Raw genomic sequence first — 17035 nt, 5'->3', positions numbered from 1 at the left:
ACATGGTGACGACACCCGACACGACGGTGGTGGAGGAGCCGCGGCCGGCCGGCCCGGAAGGTGAGGTCCTGCTGGAGGTCAGCGGGCTGCGCAAGCACTTCCCGGTGACCCGCGGCGCGGTCGTCAAACGTCAGGTGGGCGCCGTCAAGGCCGTCGACGGCGTCGACTTCACCGTACGTGCGGGCCGCACCCTCGGCCTGGTGGGGGAGTCCGGCTGCGGCAAGACGACCACCGGCCGCATGATCACCCGCCTGCTGGAGCCCACGGACGGCCGTATCGTCTTCGAGGGCCGCGACATCACCCACGTGTCGCAGGGCACGATGCGCCCGCTGCGCCGCGACATCCAGATGATCTTCCAGGATCCGTACTCGTCGCTGAACCCGCGCAAGACGGTCGGCTCGATCGTCGGCGCGCCGTTCCGCCTGCAGAACGTCGCGACCGAGGCGGGCGTGAAGAAGGCGGTGCAGGACCTGCTCGACGTGGTGGGTCTCAACCCCGAGCACTACAACCGGTACCCGCATGAGTTCTCCGGCGGGCAGCGGCAGCGCATCGGCATCGCCCGCACGCTCGCGCTGCGGCCGAAGCTCATCGTGGCGGACGAGCCGGTGTCGGCGCTGGACGTCTCCATCCAGGCGCAGGTCGTCAACCTGCTGGAGGACCTGCAGGACGAGTTCCACCTGACGTACGTGGTGATCGCCCACGACCTGTCGGTGGTCCGGCACATCTCCGACCAGGTCGGCGTGATGTACCTGGGCAAGATGGTGGAACTGGGCGACAACGAGAGCCTGTACGACGGCCCGATGCACCCGTACACGGTGGCGCTGCTGTCGGCGGTCCCGGTGCCGGACCCGAGCGTGCGCGGCGGACGCGAGCGCATCCGGCTGCAGGGCGACGTGCCCAGCCCTCTCAACCCGCCGCCGGCGTGCCGCTTCCACACGCGCTGCTGGAAGGCCCAGGAGGTGTGCGGCCAGGTGGAGCCGCCGATGGTGGAGCTCAAGCCGGGCCACCAGGTCGCCTGCCACTTCCCGGAGAACGCCCCGCCGGACGCCGAGAGCCGCGTCGCCAAGGCCGCCGGCATCGCCTGATCGGACCACCGCGCGCGGTGCCGCGCGGTGCCGGGGGGTGGTGAACGTCTCACTTCGTGCGCTTGGTGCAATGATGCACTGGTTGCAATGATTTACGGGTGACGGGCAGATTCGCGGCATGCGCGACGGTGCTCGTGCTCGGCCTGGCCGGGTGCGGCGGCGGGCAGCGCCACCAGGTCCGGGCGGACACCACGTTCGACGAGGCGTCGACGCGAACCGTGCACCCCTCCTCCGGCAGGGGCGGCACCCTACGGCTCCTCATGACGGACGCGCCGGTCTCACTGGACCCCGGTGACCTCGGGTTCGCCTACGGCGCGGACCTGGCCCGCCTCTACGCGCGCTCGCTCGTCACCTACGCCCCGGCCCCCGGCGCCGCCGGGCTGCGGGTCGTGCCCGACCTCGCCGAGGGCCTCGGCAAGGCCGGTGACGGGGGCCGCACCTGGACCTACCGGCTCCGGCCCGGCCTGAAGTACGAGAACGGCCGCGCCGTACGCGCGCAGGACGTCAAGTACGCGGTCGCGCGCAGCAACTACACCGCCGAGCTGAACGACGGCCCGCACGACCTGCGCGACGTCCTGTCCGGCACCTACTGGGGCCCGTACCTGGACGCCGACCTCGGCCACTTCACCGGCGTCACCACACCCGACGACCGCACCGTGGTCTTCCACCTCAAGCACCCGTTCGCCGACTTCGACCACCTGGCGGCGAGCCCCCAGACCGCGCCCGTGCCGCGCGACGCCGACACGAAGCGCAAGTACGAGAAGCACCCCCTGTCCACCGGGCCGTACCGCTTCGCCCGCAACGACGTCGGCGAGGGCTTCACCCTGGTCCGCAACTCCGAGTGGAAGGACGGCCCCGCCCGCGCGGCGCTGCCCGACCGGATCGAGGTGACCGAGAAGGTCGCCGCCGCCGACGTCGACGCCCGCCTGCTCGGCGGCGGCGCGGACGCCGACCCGACCGGCGCCGGCGTGCTGCCCCGCACCCGCGCGAGCATCCTGGCCTCTCCCGCCGAACGCGCGCGGGCCGACGACCCGCTCACCGGCCTCGTCCGGTACGCCATGCTGCCCCACGGCGTGCCGCCCATGGACGACGTGCACTGCCGCCGCGCCGTGCAGTACGCCACCGACCGCGTCGCGGTGCGGGCCGCGTACGGCGGTCCGGCCGCCGGCGACGTCGCCACGACCGCACTGCCGACCACCGTCGTCGGGTACCGCCCCGCGAACCCCTACCCGCTCGACCTCGCCCGCGCGCGGCAGGAACTGCGGGCCTGCGGCCGGCCGGACGGCTTCCACACCGGCCTGGCGGTACGGACCGACCGCGCGGGCGACGTCGCCGCCGCCGGCGCGCTGAGCCGCTCGCTGGCCACGGTGGGCATCACCGTCCAGGTCACCCGGCTGTCACCGTTCCAGTGGGGGAGCACGGCCGGCTCACCCGCGTACGTGCACGCCCACCGGCTGGGCATCGTCCTGGACGCGCAGGCCGCGACGTACCCGACCGGGTACGGCTTCCTCGCGCCGATCACCGGTGCGGTCACCAAGACCGCCAACCGCGACATCATGGAGCTGCGCGACCCGCAGGTGAAACGGATCCTCACCGGTGGCCTGAAGATCACCGACCCGGCCCGTCGGGCGAGCGCCTGGGCGGAGGCGGACCGGCAGGTGATGGCGGACGCGGCGCTGGTGCCGCTCATCGACGAACGGACCGTGACGTACCGCCCGGACTCGCTGCGGAACGTCTACGTCCACCCCGCCTACGGCATGTACGACCTGTCCGCCCTCGGCCGCTGAGCGGAAGGTCGGCCGCCGGCCAGGCGGACGCCCTCCGGACACGCCTCCATGGTCTTGCGAGTGTCCGCCGCCGGCTACGCCTGGCCGGGCTGGATCAGACCCGTCTCGTAGGCGAACACCACGGCCTGCACGCGGTCGCGCAGGCCCAGCTTGGCCAGCAGGTTGCCCACATGCGTCTTGATCGTCGTCTCGCTCACCACGAGCTGCGCGGCGATCTCGGCGTTGGACAGCCCCCGCGCCACGTGCCGCAGCACCTCCAGCTCCCGCTCGGTCAGCATCGCCAGACCACGCGGCGGCGCCGCCTCACGCACCGACGGCAGCCGCGTCGCGAACCGGTCCAGCAGCCGCCGCGTCACGCTCGGCGCCACGATCGCGTCACCGCCCGCGACGATGCGGATCGCCGTGACCAGGTCCTCCGGCGGCGCGTCCTTCAGCAGGAACCCGCTCGCCCCCGCCCGCACCGCCTCCACGACGTACTCATCCAGGTCGAACGTGGTCAGGATCAACACCCGCGGATCGTGCTTGGCCGCCTCCTCACGGACGATCCGCCGCGTCGCCTCGATCCCGTCGACACCCGGCATCCGGATGTCCATCAGGACCACATCCGGCAGCAGCGTGCGGGTCAGCTCCACCGCTCGCGCGCCGTCACCTGCCTCACCGACCACGGCGAGGTCCGCCTCACCCTCCAGGATGAGACGGAACCCGGTGCGCAGCAGCGGCTGGTCGTCCACCAGCAGCACCCTGATCGTCACGGAACCTCCAACGGGAATCGGGCGCGGACCTCGAACCCACCGCCCGAACGCGGTCCGATCCGCAGATCGCCACCATAGAGGGCGACCCGCTCACGCATGCCCATCAGCCCATGCCCGTTGCCGCCCCCGCCCGGCCGGCCCAGGCCCGCCACCAGCCCCCGGCCGTCGTCCTCCACCTCGATCTCCAGCTGACGGTCGGCGTACTGGATGCGCACCCACGCCCGCGCCTGCGGCCCGGCGTGCTTCAGCGTGTTCGTCAGCGCCTCCTGCACCAGCCGGAACGCCGCCAGGTCCACCCCCGGCGACAGCGACCGGCTCTCACCCTCGATCCACAGCTGCACCTGCAGGCCGGTCTCACGCAACTGCTCCACCAGCCCGCTCACGTCGCCCACCCCCGGCTGCGGCGACAGCTCGCTGCGCGCCGGCTCCGCCTCGGTGCGCAGCACCCCCACCAGCCGCCGCATCTCACCCAGCGCCGTACGGCCCATCTGCTCGATCGTCGACAGCGCGTCCTGCACCGACTCCGGGTCGCGGTGCAGGATCCGCCGCGCCGCGCCCGCCTGGACCGTCATCACACTCACATGATGGGCCACCACGTCATGCAGCTCACGGGCGATCCGCGAACGCTCCTCCGCCCGCGCCGCGCGCGAGTCGGCCTCCCGCGCCCGCTCCAGCCGCCGCGCCCGCGCCTCCAGCTCGTCCAGGTACGCCCGGCGCAGCCGCAGGCTCCGCCCGATCAGCCACGCCCCGGCGAACAGCACCGCGTTGCTCACCGACTGCCAGAACGTGCGCCCCTGCACGGCCAGCGAGACGACGTACACCACCAGGGCCAGCACGCCCACCGGCAGGCTCGTGCCCAGCCCGCGGTGCGAGGCCACGGAGTACAGCGCCACCAGACACGCCAGGGCGGCGCCCAGCGTCGGCACGTAGCCCAGCGCGGTCAACAGGACGTTGCCGGCCAGCGTGAACGCCATCACCGGCACCGGCATGCGCCGCCGCAGCGTCAGCGACATCACCACGACCGACATCAGCACCCCGCTCACCACGTCCGGGTGCTTGCCGGGAAGGTCGCCGTAGGATTTCTGGAACGCAGCCTCGATCAGGCAGGAGACCGTCAGGAACGCCGAAACGAGCGCATCCGCGACGACGGGATGCGCACCAAGCCACGCACGACGGCTGCGGATGAGCTCGGACACCCCTTCACGTTAGGGGCTGCGGTCTGTCACGGTCCCCATCCTGAGCGCGGATATCCCCTCCTCCGCAGGGAGGAGACCGCCGCCACCGGCGGGAGGAGACGCGGAACGCCGCCCCGCCGCCCGTCACCGCCGGGCGGCCACTCAGAGGTCGTCGCGCTCCGGCTCCAGCGGCGCACCGGCCACCGCACCCGGCGCACCGCCCGCCTGCGGCAGCGGCGGCAGCACACCCCCGAACGACGGGCAGCGCTGCTTGTGGTCGCACCAGTCGCACAACCGGCTCGTGCGCTCCCGCCACTCACCGGAGTCCATCGCCCGCCGGATCGCCTTCCACAGCGCCTCGACCTTGCGCTCCGTCGCCCGCAGGTCGGCCTCGTCCGGCGCGTACCGCAGGATCTCACCATTGCCGAGATACATCAGCTGCAGCAACCGCGGCACCGTGCCGCGCAACCGCCACAGCACCAGCGCGTAGAACTTCATCTGGAACAGCGCACGCGCCTCGAAGTCGGCCCGCGGCGCACGCCCCGTCTTGTAGTCGACGACCCGCACCTCACCGGTCGGCGCCACGTCGAGCCGGTCGATGTAGCCCCGCAGCTGCAACCCCGACTCCAGAACCGTCTCGACGTACATCTCACGGCTCGCCGGCTCCAGGCGCCGCGGATCCTCCAGCGAGAAGTAACGCTCCACCATCGCGCGCGCCTCGGCCAGCCACTCCTCCCGCGCGCCCCCGGCGCCGTCCTCCCCGTCCTCGTCGTCCTCGTCGTCGAACAGCGTCGCCAGCTCCGGCTCCTCGGCCAGCAGCCGCTCCCACTCCGGCCCCAGCAACTCCAGCGCCGCCGCCGGCGTCCGCGCCGCGGCCGGCATGTCGAACAACCGCTCCAGCACCGCGTGCACGAGCGTGCCCCGCACCTGCGCCGCGCTCGGCCGCTCCGGGATGCGGTCGATCACCCGGAAGCGGTACAGCAGCGGACACGTCATGAAGTCGCCCGCCCGTGACGGCGACAGCGACCCGACCACCGTCACACCACCGGCCGACCCGCCGTCCTCGCCCGCTTCGCCGTCCGTCCCGGTGTTGATCTCGGTCGCCGTCATGCGCGTAACCCTAGGGCAGGCCGACGACAGAACACCGGTGAACCACCACCGCGCCGCGTGCCGCGCCCGCCACCGGTCCACGTAGCATCGGGGGCGTGGCAGACAGCGCGCCCCAGGGCGATCGGTCCGGCCCGGCTCGGCCGGGGATCCTCATGGGACGCCCGTTCGGCATCCCCATCTACGTCTCACCGACCTGGTTCATCGTGGCCATCGTCATCACGGTCATGTTCGAACCCCAGGTCGCCCAGCACGTCCAGCGGCCCGTCAGCTACCTCGTGGCCCTCACCTACGCCGTGCTGCTGTACGCCTCGGTCCTCGTCCACGAGATCGGCCACTCCGTCGTCGCCCGCTGCTTCGGCCTGCCCGTGCGCGCCATCACCCTGCACATCCTCGGCGGCGTCTCCGAGATCGAGGAGGAGCCCCGCACGCCCGGCCGCGAGTTCCTCGTCGCCGCCGCCGGCCCCGTGCTGTCCCTCGGCCTCGCCGTCGGCGGCTACGCCGCGCTCCTGCTCGTGCCCATGCCCGACGTCACCGTCCTGCTCATCGAGGCCCTCACCCTCGCCAACCTCATCGTCGGCGTGTTCAACCTCCTGCCCGGCCTGCCCCTCGACGGCGGCCGGCTCGTCCGCGCCGCCATCTGGAAGATCACCGGGCGCCGGCGCACCGCCACCGTCGCCGCCGGCTGGGCCGGCCGCGTCGTCGCCGTCACGGTGCTCATCCTCGGCGCCGCGCTCTCGGCCACCGGCGGCGGCGACCGCTGGCTCACCGTCATCTGGGCCGCGCTCGTCGCCTCCTTCATCTGGGTCGGCGCCGGCGAGGCCATCCGCGTCGCCCGCATCCGCGACCGCATCCCCCTCCTCAACGCCCGCGCCCTCGCCCGCCGCGCCGTCAGCGTCGCCCAGGACACCCCCCTCGCCGAGGCCGTACGCCGCGCCCAGGAGGCCGGCGCCGGCGCCATCGTCGTCGTCGGCCGCGACGACGACCCCGTCGGCATCGTCAGCGAGACCGCCGTCATCGCCACCCCCGAACACCGGCGGCCCTGGGTCGACACCGCCTCCCTCACCCGCACGCTCGACCCCGGGATGATCCTGTCCGCCGACATCACCGGCGAGGACCTCGTCGCCGCGGTCAACCGCGTCCCCGCCTCGGAGTACCTCCTGGTCGAGCCCACCGGCGAGATGTACGGCGTGCTCGTCGCCCAGGACCTCGCCAAGACCTTCGCCCGCGCCTGACCCGCCCGGCGGTCCGGCCGCCCCCAGGACCTCGATAGCCTGGAGCCATGACCGAACCGACCGCCGGCTCCGCCATGCCCGCAGCCCCGCACGGGCCGTTCCGTCCCGGCGACAGGGTTCAGCTCACCGATCCCAAGGGCCGGGTCAACACCGTCACCCTCCAGCCCGGCAAGCTCTACCACAGCCACAAGGGCGCCATCCCGCACGACGAGATCATCGGCAGCCCCGAGGGCAGCGTCTTCCGCTCCACCGGCGGCACCGAATACCTCGCCTTCCGGCCGCTCCTCGCCGACTACGCGCTCCGCATGCCCCGCGGCGCCGCCGTCGTCTACCCCAAGGACGCCGCCCAGATCGTCACGATGGCCGACATCTTCCCCGGCGCCCGCGTCGTCGAGGCCGGCGCCGGCTCCGGCGCCCTCACCTGCTGGCTCCTGCGCGCGGTCGGCGAACACGGCATGGTCTCCTCCTACGAACGCCGCGAGGACTTCGCCGGGATCGCCCGTACCAACGTCGAGACCTACTTCGGCGGCCCGCACCCCGCCTGGCGGCTCACCGTCGGCTCCCTCGAGGACGCCCTCACCGACACCGACGTCGACCGCGTCGTCCTCGACATGCTGGCCCCCTGGGAATGCGTCGACGCCGTCGCCAAGGCCCTCGTCCCCGGCGGCCTCGTCTGCGCCTACGTCGCCACCACCACCCAGCTGTCGCGGGTCGTGGAGACCCTGCGCGAGCACGGCGCCTTCGCCGAGCCGTACGCCTTCGAGACCCTCCTGCGCTCCTGGCACGTCGAGGGACTCGCCGTACGCCCCGACCACCGCATGGTCGGCCACACCGGCTTCCTCGCCACCGCACGCCGCCTCGCCGACGGCGTACGCCCCCCGGTGCGCCGGCGACGGCCCGCCAAGGGAGCCCAGGCCGGTGAAGCCACCGAGACCCCGGAGACTCCCGAACCGCCCGCGCCGCTCGACTGACCCCGGCCGCGGCCTCTGACCCACCGTGACCACGCGGATCCCGTCCGTGCCGCTTCGGCGTCCCCCTTATGTGCCCGATGTGTCAGGCGCGTGTCCGCCCCGTATCGGTCACGTGTCCGGCGTGGCCGCCGGAAAGGGCCGGCGGCGGATTTTCGCAAGCGGAGCCGTCACCACCCCATGTGGCCTCCGACCTGCGAAAGCATCCGATTTCCGCACCTCGTCGCCACCCCGCCACGACACGAGTACCCGTTGGCCATGTTACGGAGGCGCTCCGGATAGGTAGGGTTTCAGTTAGGTCGTCGTCTCTGCCTGAGGAGGTGACGAGCGTGGCCGCTCGTGACGATGCCGGGGCGCGTAAGGCGCAGCACGAAAAGGAGGTCCGCGACCTCCAGACGCAGGTCTCCTTCCTCGAGGAGGAGATCTCCGTGCTGCGCCGAAAGCTCGCGGAATCCCCCCGACAAGTACGTGTACTCGAAGAACGCCTACATGAGGCGCAGGCAAGCCTGGCCGCGGTTACGGGCCAGAACGAACGCCTCGTGGCGACTCTCAAGGAAGCCCGAGAGCAGATCATCGCACTGAAGGAGGAAGTCGACCGCCTCGCGCAGCCGCCATCCGCCTTCGGAACGTTCCTCGCCGCGCGCGAGGACGGCACGGTCGACATCTTCACCGGCGGACGCAAGCTGCGGGTGAACGTCAGCCCGGGTATCGAGATCGAGGAGTTGCAGCGTGGCCAGGAGGTCATGCTCAACGAGGCGCTCAACGTCGTCGCCGCCCTCGACTTCGAGACCCAGGGCGAAGTCGTGATGCTCAAGGAGGTTTTCGCCGACGGCGAACGCGCCCTCGTCATCGCGCACGCCGACGAGGAACGCGTCGTCAAGCTCGCCGAGCCCCTGCGCGGAGTCTCCCTGCGCGCCGGTGACTCGCTGATGCTCGACACGCGCTCCGGGTACGCCTACGAAAAGATCCACAAGGCCGAGGTCGAAGAACTCGTCCTCGAAGAAGTCCCCGACATCTCCTACCAGGAGATCGGCGGCCTGGGTCCGCAGATCGAACAGATCCGCGACGCCGTCGAGCTGCCCTACCTCCACGCCGACCTCTTCCGCGAACACCAGCTCCGCCCGCCCAAGGGCGTCCTGCTCTACGGTCCGCCCGGCTGCGGCAAGACCCTCATCGCCAAGGCCGTCGCCAACTCCCTGGCCAAACAGGTCGCGGAGAAGACCGGCGCCGAGGGCAAGAGCTTCTTCCTCAACATCAAGGGACCCGAACTCCTCAACAAGTACGTCGGCGAGACCGAACGCCACATCCGGCTGGTCTTCCAGCGCGCACGCGAGAAGGCCTCCGCGGGCACCCCGGTCATCGTCTTCTTCGACGAGATGGACTCCATCTTCCGCACCCGCGGATCCGGAGTCTCCTCCGACGTCGAGAACACGATCGTGCCGCAGCTGCTCTCGGAGATCGACGGCGTCGAAGGCCTGGAGAACGTCATCGTCATCGGCGCCTCCAACCGCGAGGACATGATCGACCCGGCGATCCTCCGGCCCGGGCGCCTCGACGTGAAGATAAAGATCGAACGTCCCGACGCCGAGGCGGCCAAGGACATCTTCTCCAAGTACATCCTCACCGGACTTCCCCTCCACCCCGACGACGTCAAGGAACACGACGGCTCGGCCGAGGCCACGGTCGACGGCATGATCCAGCGGGTCGTCGAGCGGATGTACACCGAGAGCGAGGAGAACCGCTTCCTCGAGGTGACCTACGCCAACGGTGACAAGGAAGTCCTCTACTTCAAGGACTTCAACTCCGGCGCGATGATCCAGAACATCGTCGACCGGGCCAAGAAGATGGCCATCAAGGACTTCCTCGACAGCGGGCAGAAGGGCCTGCGGGTCAACCACCTGCTCGCCGCCTGCGTCGACGAGTTCAGCGAGAACGAGGACCTGCCCAACACCACCAACCCCGACGACTGGGCCCGCATCTCCGGCAAGAAGGGCGAACGGATCGTCTACATCCGCACGCTCGTCTCCGGCAAGCAGGGCACCGAGGCCGGCCGTTCCATCGACACGGTCGCCAACACCGGTCAGTACCTGTAAACCGCTCGTCGCGGGCGGCCGGCACCACGCCGGCCGCCCGCGACGGCGCCGGTTCCGCCGTACGGGCGCCCGAACCACTTCGCGTGCCGCGTCGACCACAGATCTCCGGTGAACTCCACCTCGGGGGAGATATACCCGAGCACCACCGACGTCCCCCGCTCCGGTTGCCGGGTCTTTACCCTGACCTGGAACGGCCATGAGGACGCCGTCGCCCCGAAGCACACCCCGCCATCTCGTTCGAACCCCTCCTGAGCCCGTCCCCACAAGGCGAATCGGGTCACGATCCCGCCGCGCCTCGCAAGAGCACGGCGATCGCGCATTAGGCTCAGGTCTATGAGCGTGCGGCGGGTAATGGGAATCGAGACCGAATACGGCATTTCCGTGCCCGGTCAGCCGGGGGCCAACGCGATGGTGACCTCCTCACAGGTCGTCAACGCCTACCTCGCGGCATCGGCGGCCAAGGCCAGGCGGGCACGGTGGGACTTCGAGGAGGAGAACCCCCTGCGGGACGCCCGCGGGTTCGACCTCGCACGCGAGGTCGCCGACCCCACCCAGCTCACCGACGAGGATCTCGGGCTGGCCAACGTCATCCTCACGAACGGCGCGCGCCTCTACGTCGACCACGCGCACCCGGAGTACTCCACCCCCGAGTGCACCAACCCGCGCGACGCCGTGATCTGGGACAAGGCCGGAGAGCGCGTCATGGCCGACGCCGCCCGCCGCGCCGCCCAGGTGCCCGGCACCCAGCCCATCCAGCTGTACAAGAACAACACCGACAACAAGGGCGCCTCGTACGGCTGCCACGAGAACTACCTGATGAAGCGGGAGACCGCCTTCTCGGAGATCGTCCGCCACCTCACCCCGTTCTTCGTGACCCGCCAGGTCGTCTGCGGCGCCGGCCGCGTCGGCATCGGCGTCGACGGCCGCACCGACGGCTTCCAGATCAGCCAGCGCGCCGACTTCTTCGAGGTCGAGGTGGGCCTCGAGACGACTCTCAAGCGCCCCATCATCAACACGCGTGACGAACCTCACGCGGACCCGGAGAAGTACCGCAGGCTCCATGTCATCATCGGCGACGCCAACATGAGCGAGGTCTCCACCTTCCTCAAGCTCGGCACGACCGGCCTCGTGCTCGCCATGATCGAAGACGGCTTCCTCACCGTCGACCTGTCCGTCGACATGCCGGTAGCGACCCTGCGCGCCGTCTCCCACGACCCGTCCTGCAAACACCTGCTGACCCTTCGCGACGGCCGCAAGATGACCGCCGTGCAGCTGCAGATGGAGTACCTGGAGCAGTCCCGCAAGTACGTCGAGGACCGCTTCGGCGCCGACGTCGACGAGCCGACCACCGAGATCCTGGACCGCTGGGAGTCGGTCCTGCACCGCCTCGGCGAGGACCCCATGCAGCTGTCGAGCGAGCTCGACTGGGTCGCCAAGCTCGAACTGCTGGAGGGCTACCGCAGCCGCGACGGCCTCGACTGGTCCCACCCGCGTCTCCAACTGGTCGACCTGCAGTACTCCGACGTACGCCCGGACCGGGGCCTGTACAACCGCCTCGTCGCGCGCGGCCGCATGAAGCGCATCACCACCGACGCCGAGGTCGACGCCGCCATCGAGGACCCGCCCGAGGACACGCGCGCGTACTTCCGCGGCCGGTGCCTGCGGCAGTACGCCGACTCGGTGGCCGCGGCGTCGTGGGACTCCGTCATCTTCGACGTCCCGGGCCGCGAGTCGCTGCAGCGGGTGCCGACCCTGGAGCCGCTGAGGGGCACCAAGGCGCACGTGGGCGCCCTCCTGGACCGCTGCCGTACGGCCTCGGACCTGGTGACCGCCCTGACGGGGGAGTAGCGCCCAGAGGGCCCCAGAACGCGCCGGTCCGGCGGCCCGCTGTCGATCAATGCACAGTCGTGACCGGTATGACCGTTTCGCAGGGATCGCCGGTGGTGATAACGCCGTCATGAGACCGATCGCCGACCACGGTGGGACACGGTGAGTGATCCACTGGTTGTCGGCGGGCGACGATAGAGTCGAGGTCTCTCGGCAGGAGTGGAGGCGCAGCATGGCGACGAGGGACACCGGCGGGCAGCGGCAGACGACCCGGCGCGAGGAAGAGGTCGACGAGACCCAGACCGCCCCCAGCGAAGACGTCCAGGAACGCAACGAGAAGCTCACGGACGACGTCGACGCCATTCTGGACGAAATAGACGAGGTCCTCGAAGAGAACGCAGAGGAGTTCGTCAGGAGCTACGTCCAAAAAGGGGGAGAGTGACAGCAATTGTCCGGTTTACTCCCATCGCGGAAAGTGTGTCCGGACTGGGGCTTAGAAAAGAACGCAGCGGAGTACGGGCGTAACAAGCGTCGGGCCGACGGTCTCGCGCAGTACTGCAAGGAATGTTTCCGGCGTCGTTCCAAGGCGAGCTATCGCAAGCGGATGGCCGAACGCGGAAAGCAGGTGCGCGAGCGGCCGGAGGTGCCGGAAGGATTGCGTTACTGCCCCCAATGTGACGAGATCCGTCCCTTGTCGGCCTTTGGGAGTAACCGGTCGAAGAAAGATGGCCTCGCCACTTACTGTCGGCCCTGTCACAACCGTCTGACGGTCGCCAACAAGGTGAAGAATCACGGCAGCGAGAGGAGCTACCTCCTCAAGTATCGTTACGGTCTCACCGAAGATGAGGTAGCGGAGATCATCGACGGTCAGGCGAGCGTTTGTCTCATTTGCCTCCGCGCCCGCTCGTTGCATGTTGATCATGATCATGCGACAGGCGAGGTGCGGGGGTTGATCTGTTTCTCGTGTAACGGAGCCCTGGGGCAGTTCAGGGACGGTCCAGCGGTCATCCGCGAGGCGGTGGACTACCTGGAGCGAACATCCACTTCCGCGGGCCCGGCGGCGCGCCGTACGGCCCGCGGAAGAGGGACGAGCCATCGCGAGGCCCACCTTTTCCGGCGCTACGGGATCGGCGAGGACGAGATCGAGCGGCTGGTCGAGCAGCAGCGGGGTCGGTGTCCCGTCTGCCGCGTGGCGTCGCCGACGGTGGTCGACCACGACCACGTGAACGGCGGCGCGGTGCGTGGGATCCTCTGCGGGAATTGCAATAGTGGGATGGGGCAGCTCGATGACAACCCGTGGCTGCTACGGCGGGCGATCGAGTACCTCACCGGTGGGCTGTCGGGGCTGCGACGGGGGCCGGACGGGCGGTTCGAGGTGACCGTGGTGCGGCCTCGCCGCGACGGGCCGGTGATTGATCCCGGCTGGGAGATCGGGCAGGTCGGCGGGCATGACCTCGCCGTTCTCCACGCGTTCGCGCGTGACGACTCCGGGGACCCCTGGGAGTTCGACGTCGACGTGGCCGGCCCCGGGCCGATCGAGCCGCGCTTCGCCGTCCTCGACCTCTCCGACCCTCATGACGACGCTCCCAGGCCCGTCGAGCCGCCGCGTCCCGCGGAGTATGCCTTTCTCTGATCGGCCGGTTCGCATGCGATCACATCCATCCGCGTTCGGCCGGGTTCGCCGTGAGCGGACGGGGGAGGGATCATGACGCATGCACGCAACGGCGCGCTGACAGTAGGGTCTGATTAGCGGGGGCGATCGCGTCCGCTGTCAGTGGAAGGAGTCGTGTGACGTCGCAAGGTTCCGCGCCGGGGCGTCTGCCGGGTGCGTTCGCGAGCCAGAGCCCCTCGTCGTTCACCGAGTTCCTGGCGGTGCACTCGCCGAACATGCTGCCGGGGAACCGGGAGCTGCCGGCGGGCGTGTCCGCGGGTGAGCACTTCCCCCACGGCACGACGATCGTGTCGGTGACGTTCCCGGGCGGTGTGGTGATGGGCGGGGACCGGCGGGCGACCGCGGGCAACGTCATCGCGCAGCGTGACATCGAGAAGGTCTTCCGCGCCGACGAGTACTCCGCGATCGCGATCGCGGGCACGGCCGGCATCGGCCTGGAGGTCGTGCGGCTGTTCCAGGTCGAGCTGGAGCACTACGAGAAGATGGAGGGCCGCACGCTCTCGCTGGAGGGCAAGGCCAACCGGCTCGCGACGATGGTGCGCGGCAACCTCGGCATGGCGCTGCAGGGGCTCGTGGTGGTGCCGCTGTTCGCGGGCTATGACGAGGAGCGCGAGGCGGGCCGCATCTTCAGCTATGACGCGGCCGGCGGCCGTTACGAGGAGCACGAGTTCCACAGCATCGGCTCGGGCTCGGTGTTCGCGCGCGGCGCGCTGAAGAAGCTCTTCCGGTCCGATCTGTCGGAGGAGGAGGCGGTTCTCGCCTCGATCCACGCGTTGTACGACGCCGCCGACGACGACTCCGCGACGGGTGGCCCGGACCTGACGCGCCGGATCTTCCCGGTGATCTCGGTGGTCACGGCGGACGGTTACCGGCGGATGCCGGACGGCCGGGTCGGTGAGCTGGTGGAGTCGGTCGTGCAGGGGCGGATGAGCGCTCCCGGCGGCCCGCCCGCGCCGTTGCGATGACCAGCCGACCAATGACGATCGAGTAGTGAGGAACGCCACCGGTGTCCATGCCGTTCTACGTGTCGCCCGAACAGGCGATGAAGGACAAGGCCGACTACGCCCGCAAGGGCATCTCACGGGGCCGCAGCGTGGTCGTGCTGCAGTACGCCGACGGCATTCTGTTCGTGGCGGACAACCCGTCGCGGGCCCTGCACAAGATCAGTGAGATCTACGACCGGATCGCGTTCGCGGCGGTCGGCAAGTACAACGAGTTCGAGAATCTCCGGCAGCAGGGCGTGCGGTACGCCGACGTGAACGGCTACATGTACGACCGCCGTGACGTCACGGCGCGGGGTCTGGCCAACGCGTACGCGACGGCGCTGGGCACGGTCTTCACCGAGTCGAACAAGCCGTTCGAGGTGGAGATCGTGGTGGCCGAGGTGGGCGCGGACGTGGCGTCGGACCAGATCTACCGGCTGACGTTCGACGGTTCGGTCGCCGACGAGCAGGGTTATGTCGCGATGGGCGGTCAGGTCGACCAGGTGGCGTCGGCGCTGAAGGACCGGTTCGAGGAGGGTCTGCCGCTCGCGCGTGCGCTGGGGGTCGGGGTGCACGCGCTGGAGCAGCAGGACGCGGACCGGCATCTGGAGGCGGGTCAGCTGGAGGTGGCGGTGCTGGACCGCAACCGGGACCACCGGTTGTTCCGCAGGCTGCCGGCGGCGCGGATCAAGCAGTTGCTGGAAGAGGCGGAGCAGGCCGGCGGGGCGTCGGAGGGCGGCGCCTCCCAAGGCGACGAAGGCGACGCCGGCGAGTAAGGCCCTGGCGGCACCCGTCGTGATCATCCCAGGTCACGGCGGGTGCCGTCGTTTTTGATTTACAATGTAAAGGCGCCGGCCGGGGTCACGGTGGGCTCAAGGATGGGGTCATTCGTCCGATCCGCGGCCGGTTGTGGCGCTTTCGTGACCGGTACAGCCGGGCGTGATCTCTACCAACTGCGGTCCTCTGACACATAGCCTTGCGGTGTGGACAGGCGCATCTTCGGGTTGGAGAACGAGTACGGCGTTACGTGCACCTTCCGCGGGCAGCGGCGGTTGTCACCCGACGAGGTGGCCCGCTACCTGTTCCGCCGGGTGGTGTCGTGGGGCCGTAGCAGCAACGTGTTCCTGCGCAACGGGGCACGGCTGTACCTCGATGTCGGAAGTCATCCTGAGTACGCGACGCCCGAGTGTGACAGCGTCGATGAGCTCGTCGTGCACGACAAGGCGGGTGAGCGGATCCTCGAGGGTCTCCTCGTGGACGCCGAGCGGCGGCTGCGCGAGGAGGGGATCGCGGGGGACATCTATCTCTTCAAGAACAACACCGACTCGGCCGGCAACTCCTATGGCTGCCACGAGAACTACCTGGTGGGACGGCACGGCGAGTTCGGCCGGCTGGCCGATGTGCTGATCCCGTTCCTGGTGACACGGCAGATCATCTGCGGCGCCGGCAAGGTGCTGCAGACGCCGCGCGGCGCGGTGTACTGCGTGAGCCAGCGCGCGGAGCACATCTGGGAGGGCGTGTCGTCGGCGACGACGCGGTCGCGGCCGATCATCAACACGCGGGACGAGCCGCACGCGGACGCGGAGCGGTTCCGGCGGCTGCACGTGATCGTCGGCGACTCGAACATGAGCGAGACGACGATGCTGCTCAAGGTCGGGGCGACCGACCTGGTGCTGCGCATGGTCGAGGCCGGTGTGGTGATGCGCGACCTGACGCTGGAGAACCCCATCCGGGCGATCCGCGAGGTCAGCCACGACATGACCGGGCGGCGCAAGGTCCGGCTGGCGAACGGACGGGAGGCCAGTTCGCTGGAGATCCAGTCGGAGTACCTCGACAAGGCGCGTGACTTCGTGGACCGGCGCGGCGCGGACCCGGTGGTGCTGCGCGTGCTGGACCTGTGGGAGCGGACCCTGCGCGCCGTGGAGACGGGCGATCTGGACCTGGTGGCGCGGGAGATCGACTGGGTGACGAAGTACCAGCTGATCGAGCGGTACCGGCGGAAGTACGACCTGCCGCTGAGCTCGCCCCGGGTGGCGCAGCTGGACCTGGCGTACCACGACGTGCACCGCGGGCGCGGCCTGTACTACCTGCTGGAGCGGCGCGGGTCGGTGGACCGGGTGGCGCGGGATCTGGCGATCTTCGAGGCGAAGTCGGTGCCACCGCAGACGACCCGTGCGCGGCTGCGCGGGGAGTTCATCCGGCGGGCGCAGGAGAAACGCCGGGACTTCACGGTGGACTGGGTGCACCTGAAACTGAACGATCAGGCCCAGCGCACAGTGCTGTGCAAGGACCCGTTCCGCTCGGTGGACGACCGTGTCGACAAGTTGATCGCGGGAATGTGACCGCGTTCT

14 protein-coding genes are annotated in these 17035 nt (G+C 70.2%); 11 read left to right on the top strand and 3 right to left on the bottom strand.

The window, feature by feature from the left end; translation table 11 throughout:
- Window positions 1-2: 2 nt before the first annotated feature.
- A complete protein-coding gene (locus QSK37_RS23010) occupies window positions 3-1085 on the top strand; it encodes an ABC transporter ATP-binding protein (RefSeq protein WP_285624655.1) in 1083 nt (360 codons plus the stop codon).
- A 98-nt stretch (window positions 1086-1183) separates the two neighbouring features.
- Window positions 1184-2872 (top strand): ABC transporter substrate-binding protein, encoded by a 1689-nt coding sequence (locus QSK37_RS23005; protein WP_285624652.1) that lies wholly within the window; start codon window positions 1184-1186, stop codon window positions 2870-2872.
- Between the two features lie 74 nt (window positions 2873-2946).
- Here QSK37_RS23005 and QSK37_RS23000 read toward each other — a convergent pair whose 3' ends face one another.
- The 3 genes from QSK37_RS23000 to QSK37_RS22990 all read right to left on the bottom strand — a co-directional run bounded on the left by QSK37_RS23000 (window position 2947) and on the right by QSK37_RS22990 (window position 5909).
- Complete coding sequence (locus tag QSK37_RS23000; RefSeq protein ID WP_285583222.1) at window positions 2947-3624, bottom strand: response regulator; 678 nt, start codon at window positions 3622-3624, stop codon at window positions 2947-2949.
- Window positions 3621-4820, bottom strand: a complete 1200-nt coding sequence (locus QSK37_RS22995; protein WP_285624649.1) for a sensor histidine kinase — start codon at window positions 4818-4820, stop codon at window positions 3621-3623. Before QSK37_RS22995 ends, QSK37_RS23000 begins: the two co-directional genes overlap by 4 nt.
- A gap of 141 nt (window positions 4821-4961) precedes the next feature.
- Window positions 4962-5909 (bottom strand): RecB family exonuclease, encoded by a 948-nt coding sequence (locus QSK37_RS22990; protein ID WP_285624646.1) that lies wholly within the window; start codon window positions 5907-5909, stop codon window positions 4962-4964.
- A 95-nt stretch (window positions 5910-6004) separates the two neighbouring features.
- On the opposite strand from QSK37_RS22990, the gene QSK37_RS22985 reads away from it, so the two are divergent.
- The 9 genes from QSK37_RS22985 (at window position 6005) to pafA (ending at window position 17026) form a co-directional block, all read left to right on the top strand.
- Window positions 6005-7141 (top strand): site-2 protease family protein, encoded by a 1137-nt coding sequence (locus QSK37_RS22985; protein ID WP_285624643.1) that lies wholly within the window; start codon window positions 6005-6007, stop codon window positions 7139-7141.
- A 47-nt stretch (window positions 7142-7188) separates the two neighbouring features.
- Entirely contained in the window at window positions 7189-8112 is a 924-nt protein-coding gene (locus tag QSK37_RS22980) for a tRNA (adenine-N1)-methyltransferase (RefSeq protein WP_285624640.1), read from the top strand.
- Between the two features lie 317 nt (window positions 8113-8429).
- Window positions 8430-10202: a proteasome ATPase gene (arc, locus tag QSK37_RS22975; RefSeq protein ID WP_285624637.1), complete on the top strand. Its 1773-nt coding sequence runs from the start codon at window positions 8430-8432 to the stop codon at window positions 10200-10202.
- Window positions 10203-10535: 333 nt separating this feature from the next.
- On the top strand, window positions 10536-12050 hold the full coding sequence (gene dop, locus QSK37_RS22970; protein ID WP_285624634.1) for a depupylase/deamidase Dop: 1515 nt from the start codon (window positions 10536-10538) through the stop codon (window positions 12048-12050).
- A 211-nt stretch (window positions 12051-12261) separates the two neighbouring features.
- A complete protein-coding gene (locus QSK37_RS22965; protein WP_285624632.1) occupies window positions 12262-12471 on the top strand; it encodes a ubiquitin-like protein Pup in 210 nt (69 codons plus the stop codon).
- Between the two features lie 33 nt (window positions 12472-12504).
- Window positions 12505-13662: an endonuclease VII domain-containing protein gene (locus tag QSK37_RS22960; protein WP_285624629.1), complete on the top strand. Its 1158-nt coding sequence runs from the start codon at window positions 12505-12507 to the stop codon at window positions 13660-13662.
- A 254-nt stretch (window positions 13663-13916) separates the two neighbouring features.
- A complete protein-coding gene (prcB, locus tag QSK37_RS22955; RefSeq protein WP_432705588.1) occupies window positions 13917-14666 on the top strand; it encodes a proteasome subunit beta in 750 nt (249 codons plus the stop codon).
- Window positions 14667-14713: 47 nt separating this feature from the next.
- Window positions 14714-15460: a proteasome subunit alpha gene (gene prcA, locus QSK37_RS22950; protein ID WP_285624956.1), complete on the top strand. Its 747-nt coding sequence runs from the start codon at window positions 14714-14716 to the stop codon at window positions 15458-15460.
- A gap of 207 nt (window positions 15461-15667) precedes the next feature.
- On the top strand, window positions 15668-17026 hold the full coding sequence (gene pafA / locus QSK37_RS22945) for a Pup--protein ligase (RefSeq protein ID WP_285583202.1): 1359 nt from the start codon (window positions 15668-15670) through the stop codon (window positions 17024-17026).
- Window positions 17027-17035 lie beyond the last annotated feature (9 nt).

Origin of the sequence: Actinoallomurus iriomotensis (genome assembly GCF_030269445.1) — a bacterium.
GTDB lineage: Bacteria > Actinomycetota > Actinomycetes > Streptosporangiales > Streptosporangiaceae > Actinoallomurus > Actinoallomurus iriomotensis.
This window is presented reverse-complemented; position numbering and strand designations above follow the sequence as displayed.

What these genes read in the sequence shown, in the direction of transcription:
- QSK37_RS22980 (WP_285624640.1), top strand. Translation starts at nt 7,189, where the DNA reads ATGACCGAACCGACCGCCGGCTCCGCCATGCCCGCAGCCCCGCACGGG.
- QSK37_RS22965 (WP_285624632.1), top strand. Translation starts at nt 12,262, where the DNA reads ATGGCGACGAGGGACACCGGCGGGCAGCGGCAGACGACCCGGCGCGAG.
- QSK37_RS22990 (WP_285624646.1), bottom strand. Translation starts at nt 5,909, where the DNA reads ATGACGGCGACCGAGATCAACACCGGGACGGACGGCGAAGCGGGCGAG.
- prcA (WP_285624956.1), top strand. Translation starts at nt 14,714, where the DNA reads ATGCCGTTCTACGTGTCGCCCGAACAGGCGATGAAGGACAAGGCCGAC.
- prcB (WP_432705588.1), top strand. Translation starts at nt 13,917, where the DNA reads ATGCTGCCGGGGAACCGGGAGCTGCCGGCGGGCGTGTCCGCGGGTGAG.
- QSK37_RS23010 (WP_285624655.1), top strand. Translation starts at nt 3, where the DNA reads ATGGTGACGACACCCGACACGACGGTGGTGGAGGAGCCGCGGCCGGCC.
- dop (WP_285624634.1), top strand. Translation starts at nt 10,536, where the DNA reads ATGAGCGTGCGGCGGGTAATGGGAATCGAGACCGAATACGGCATTTCC.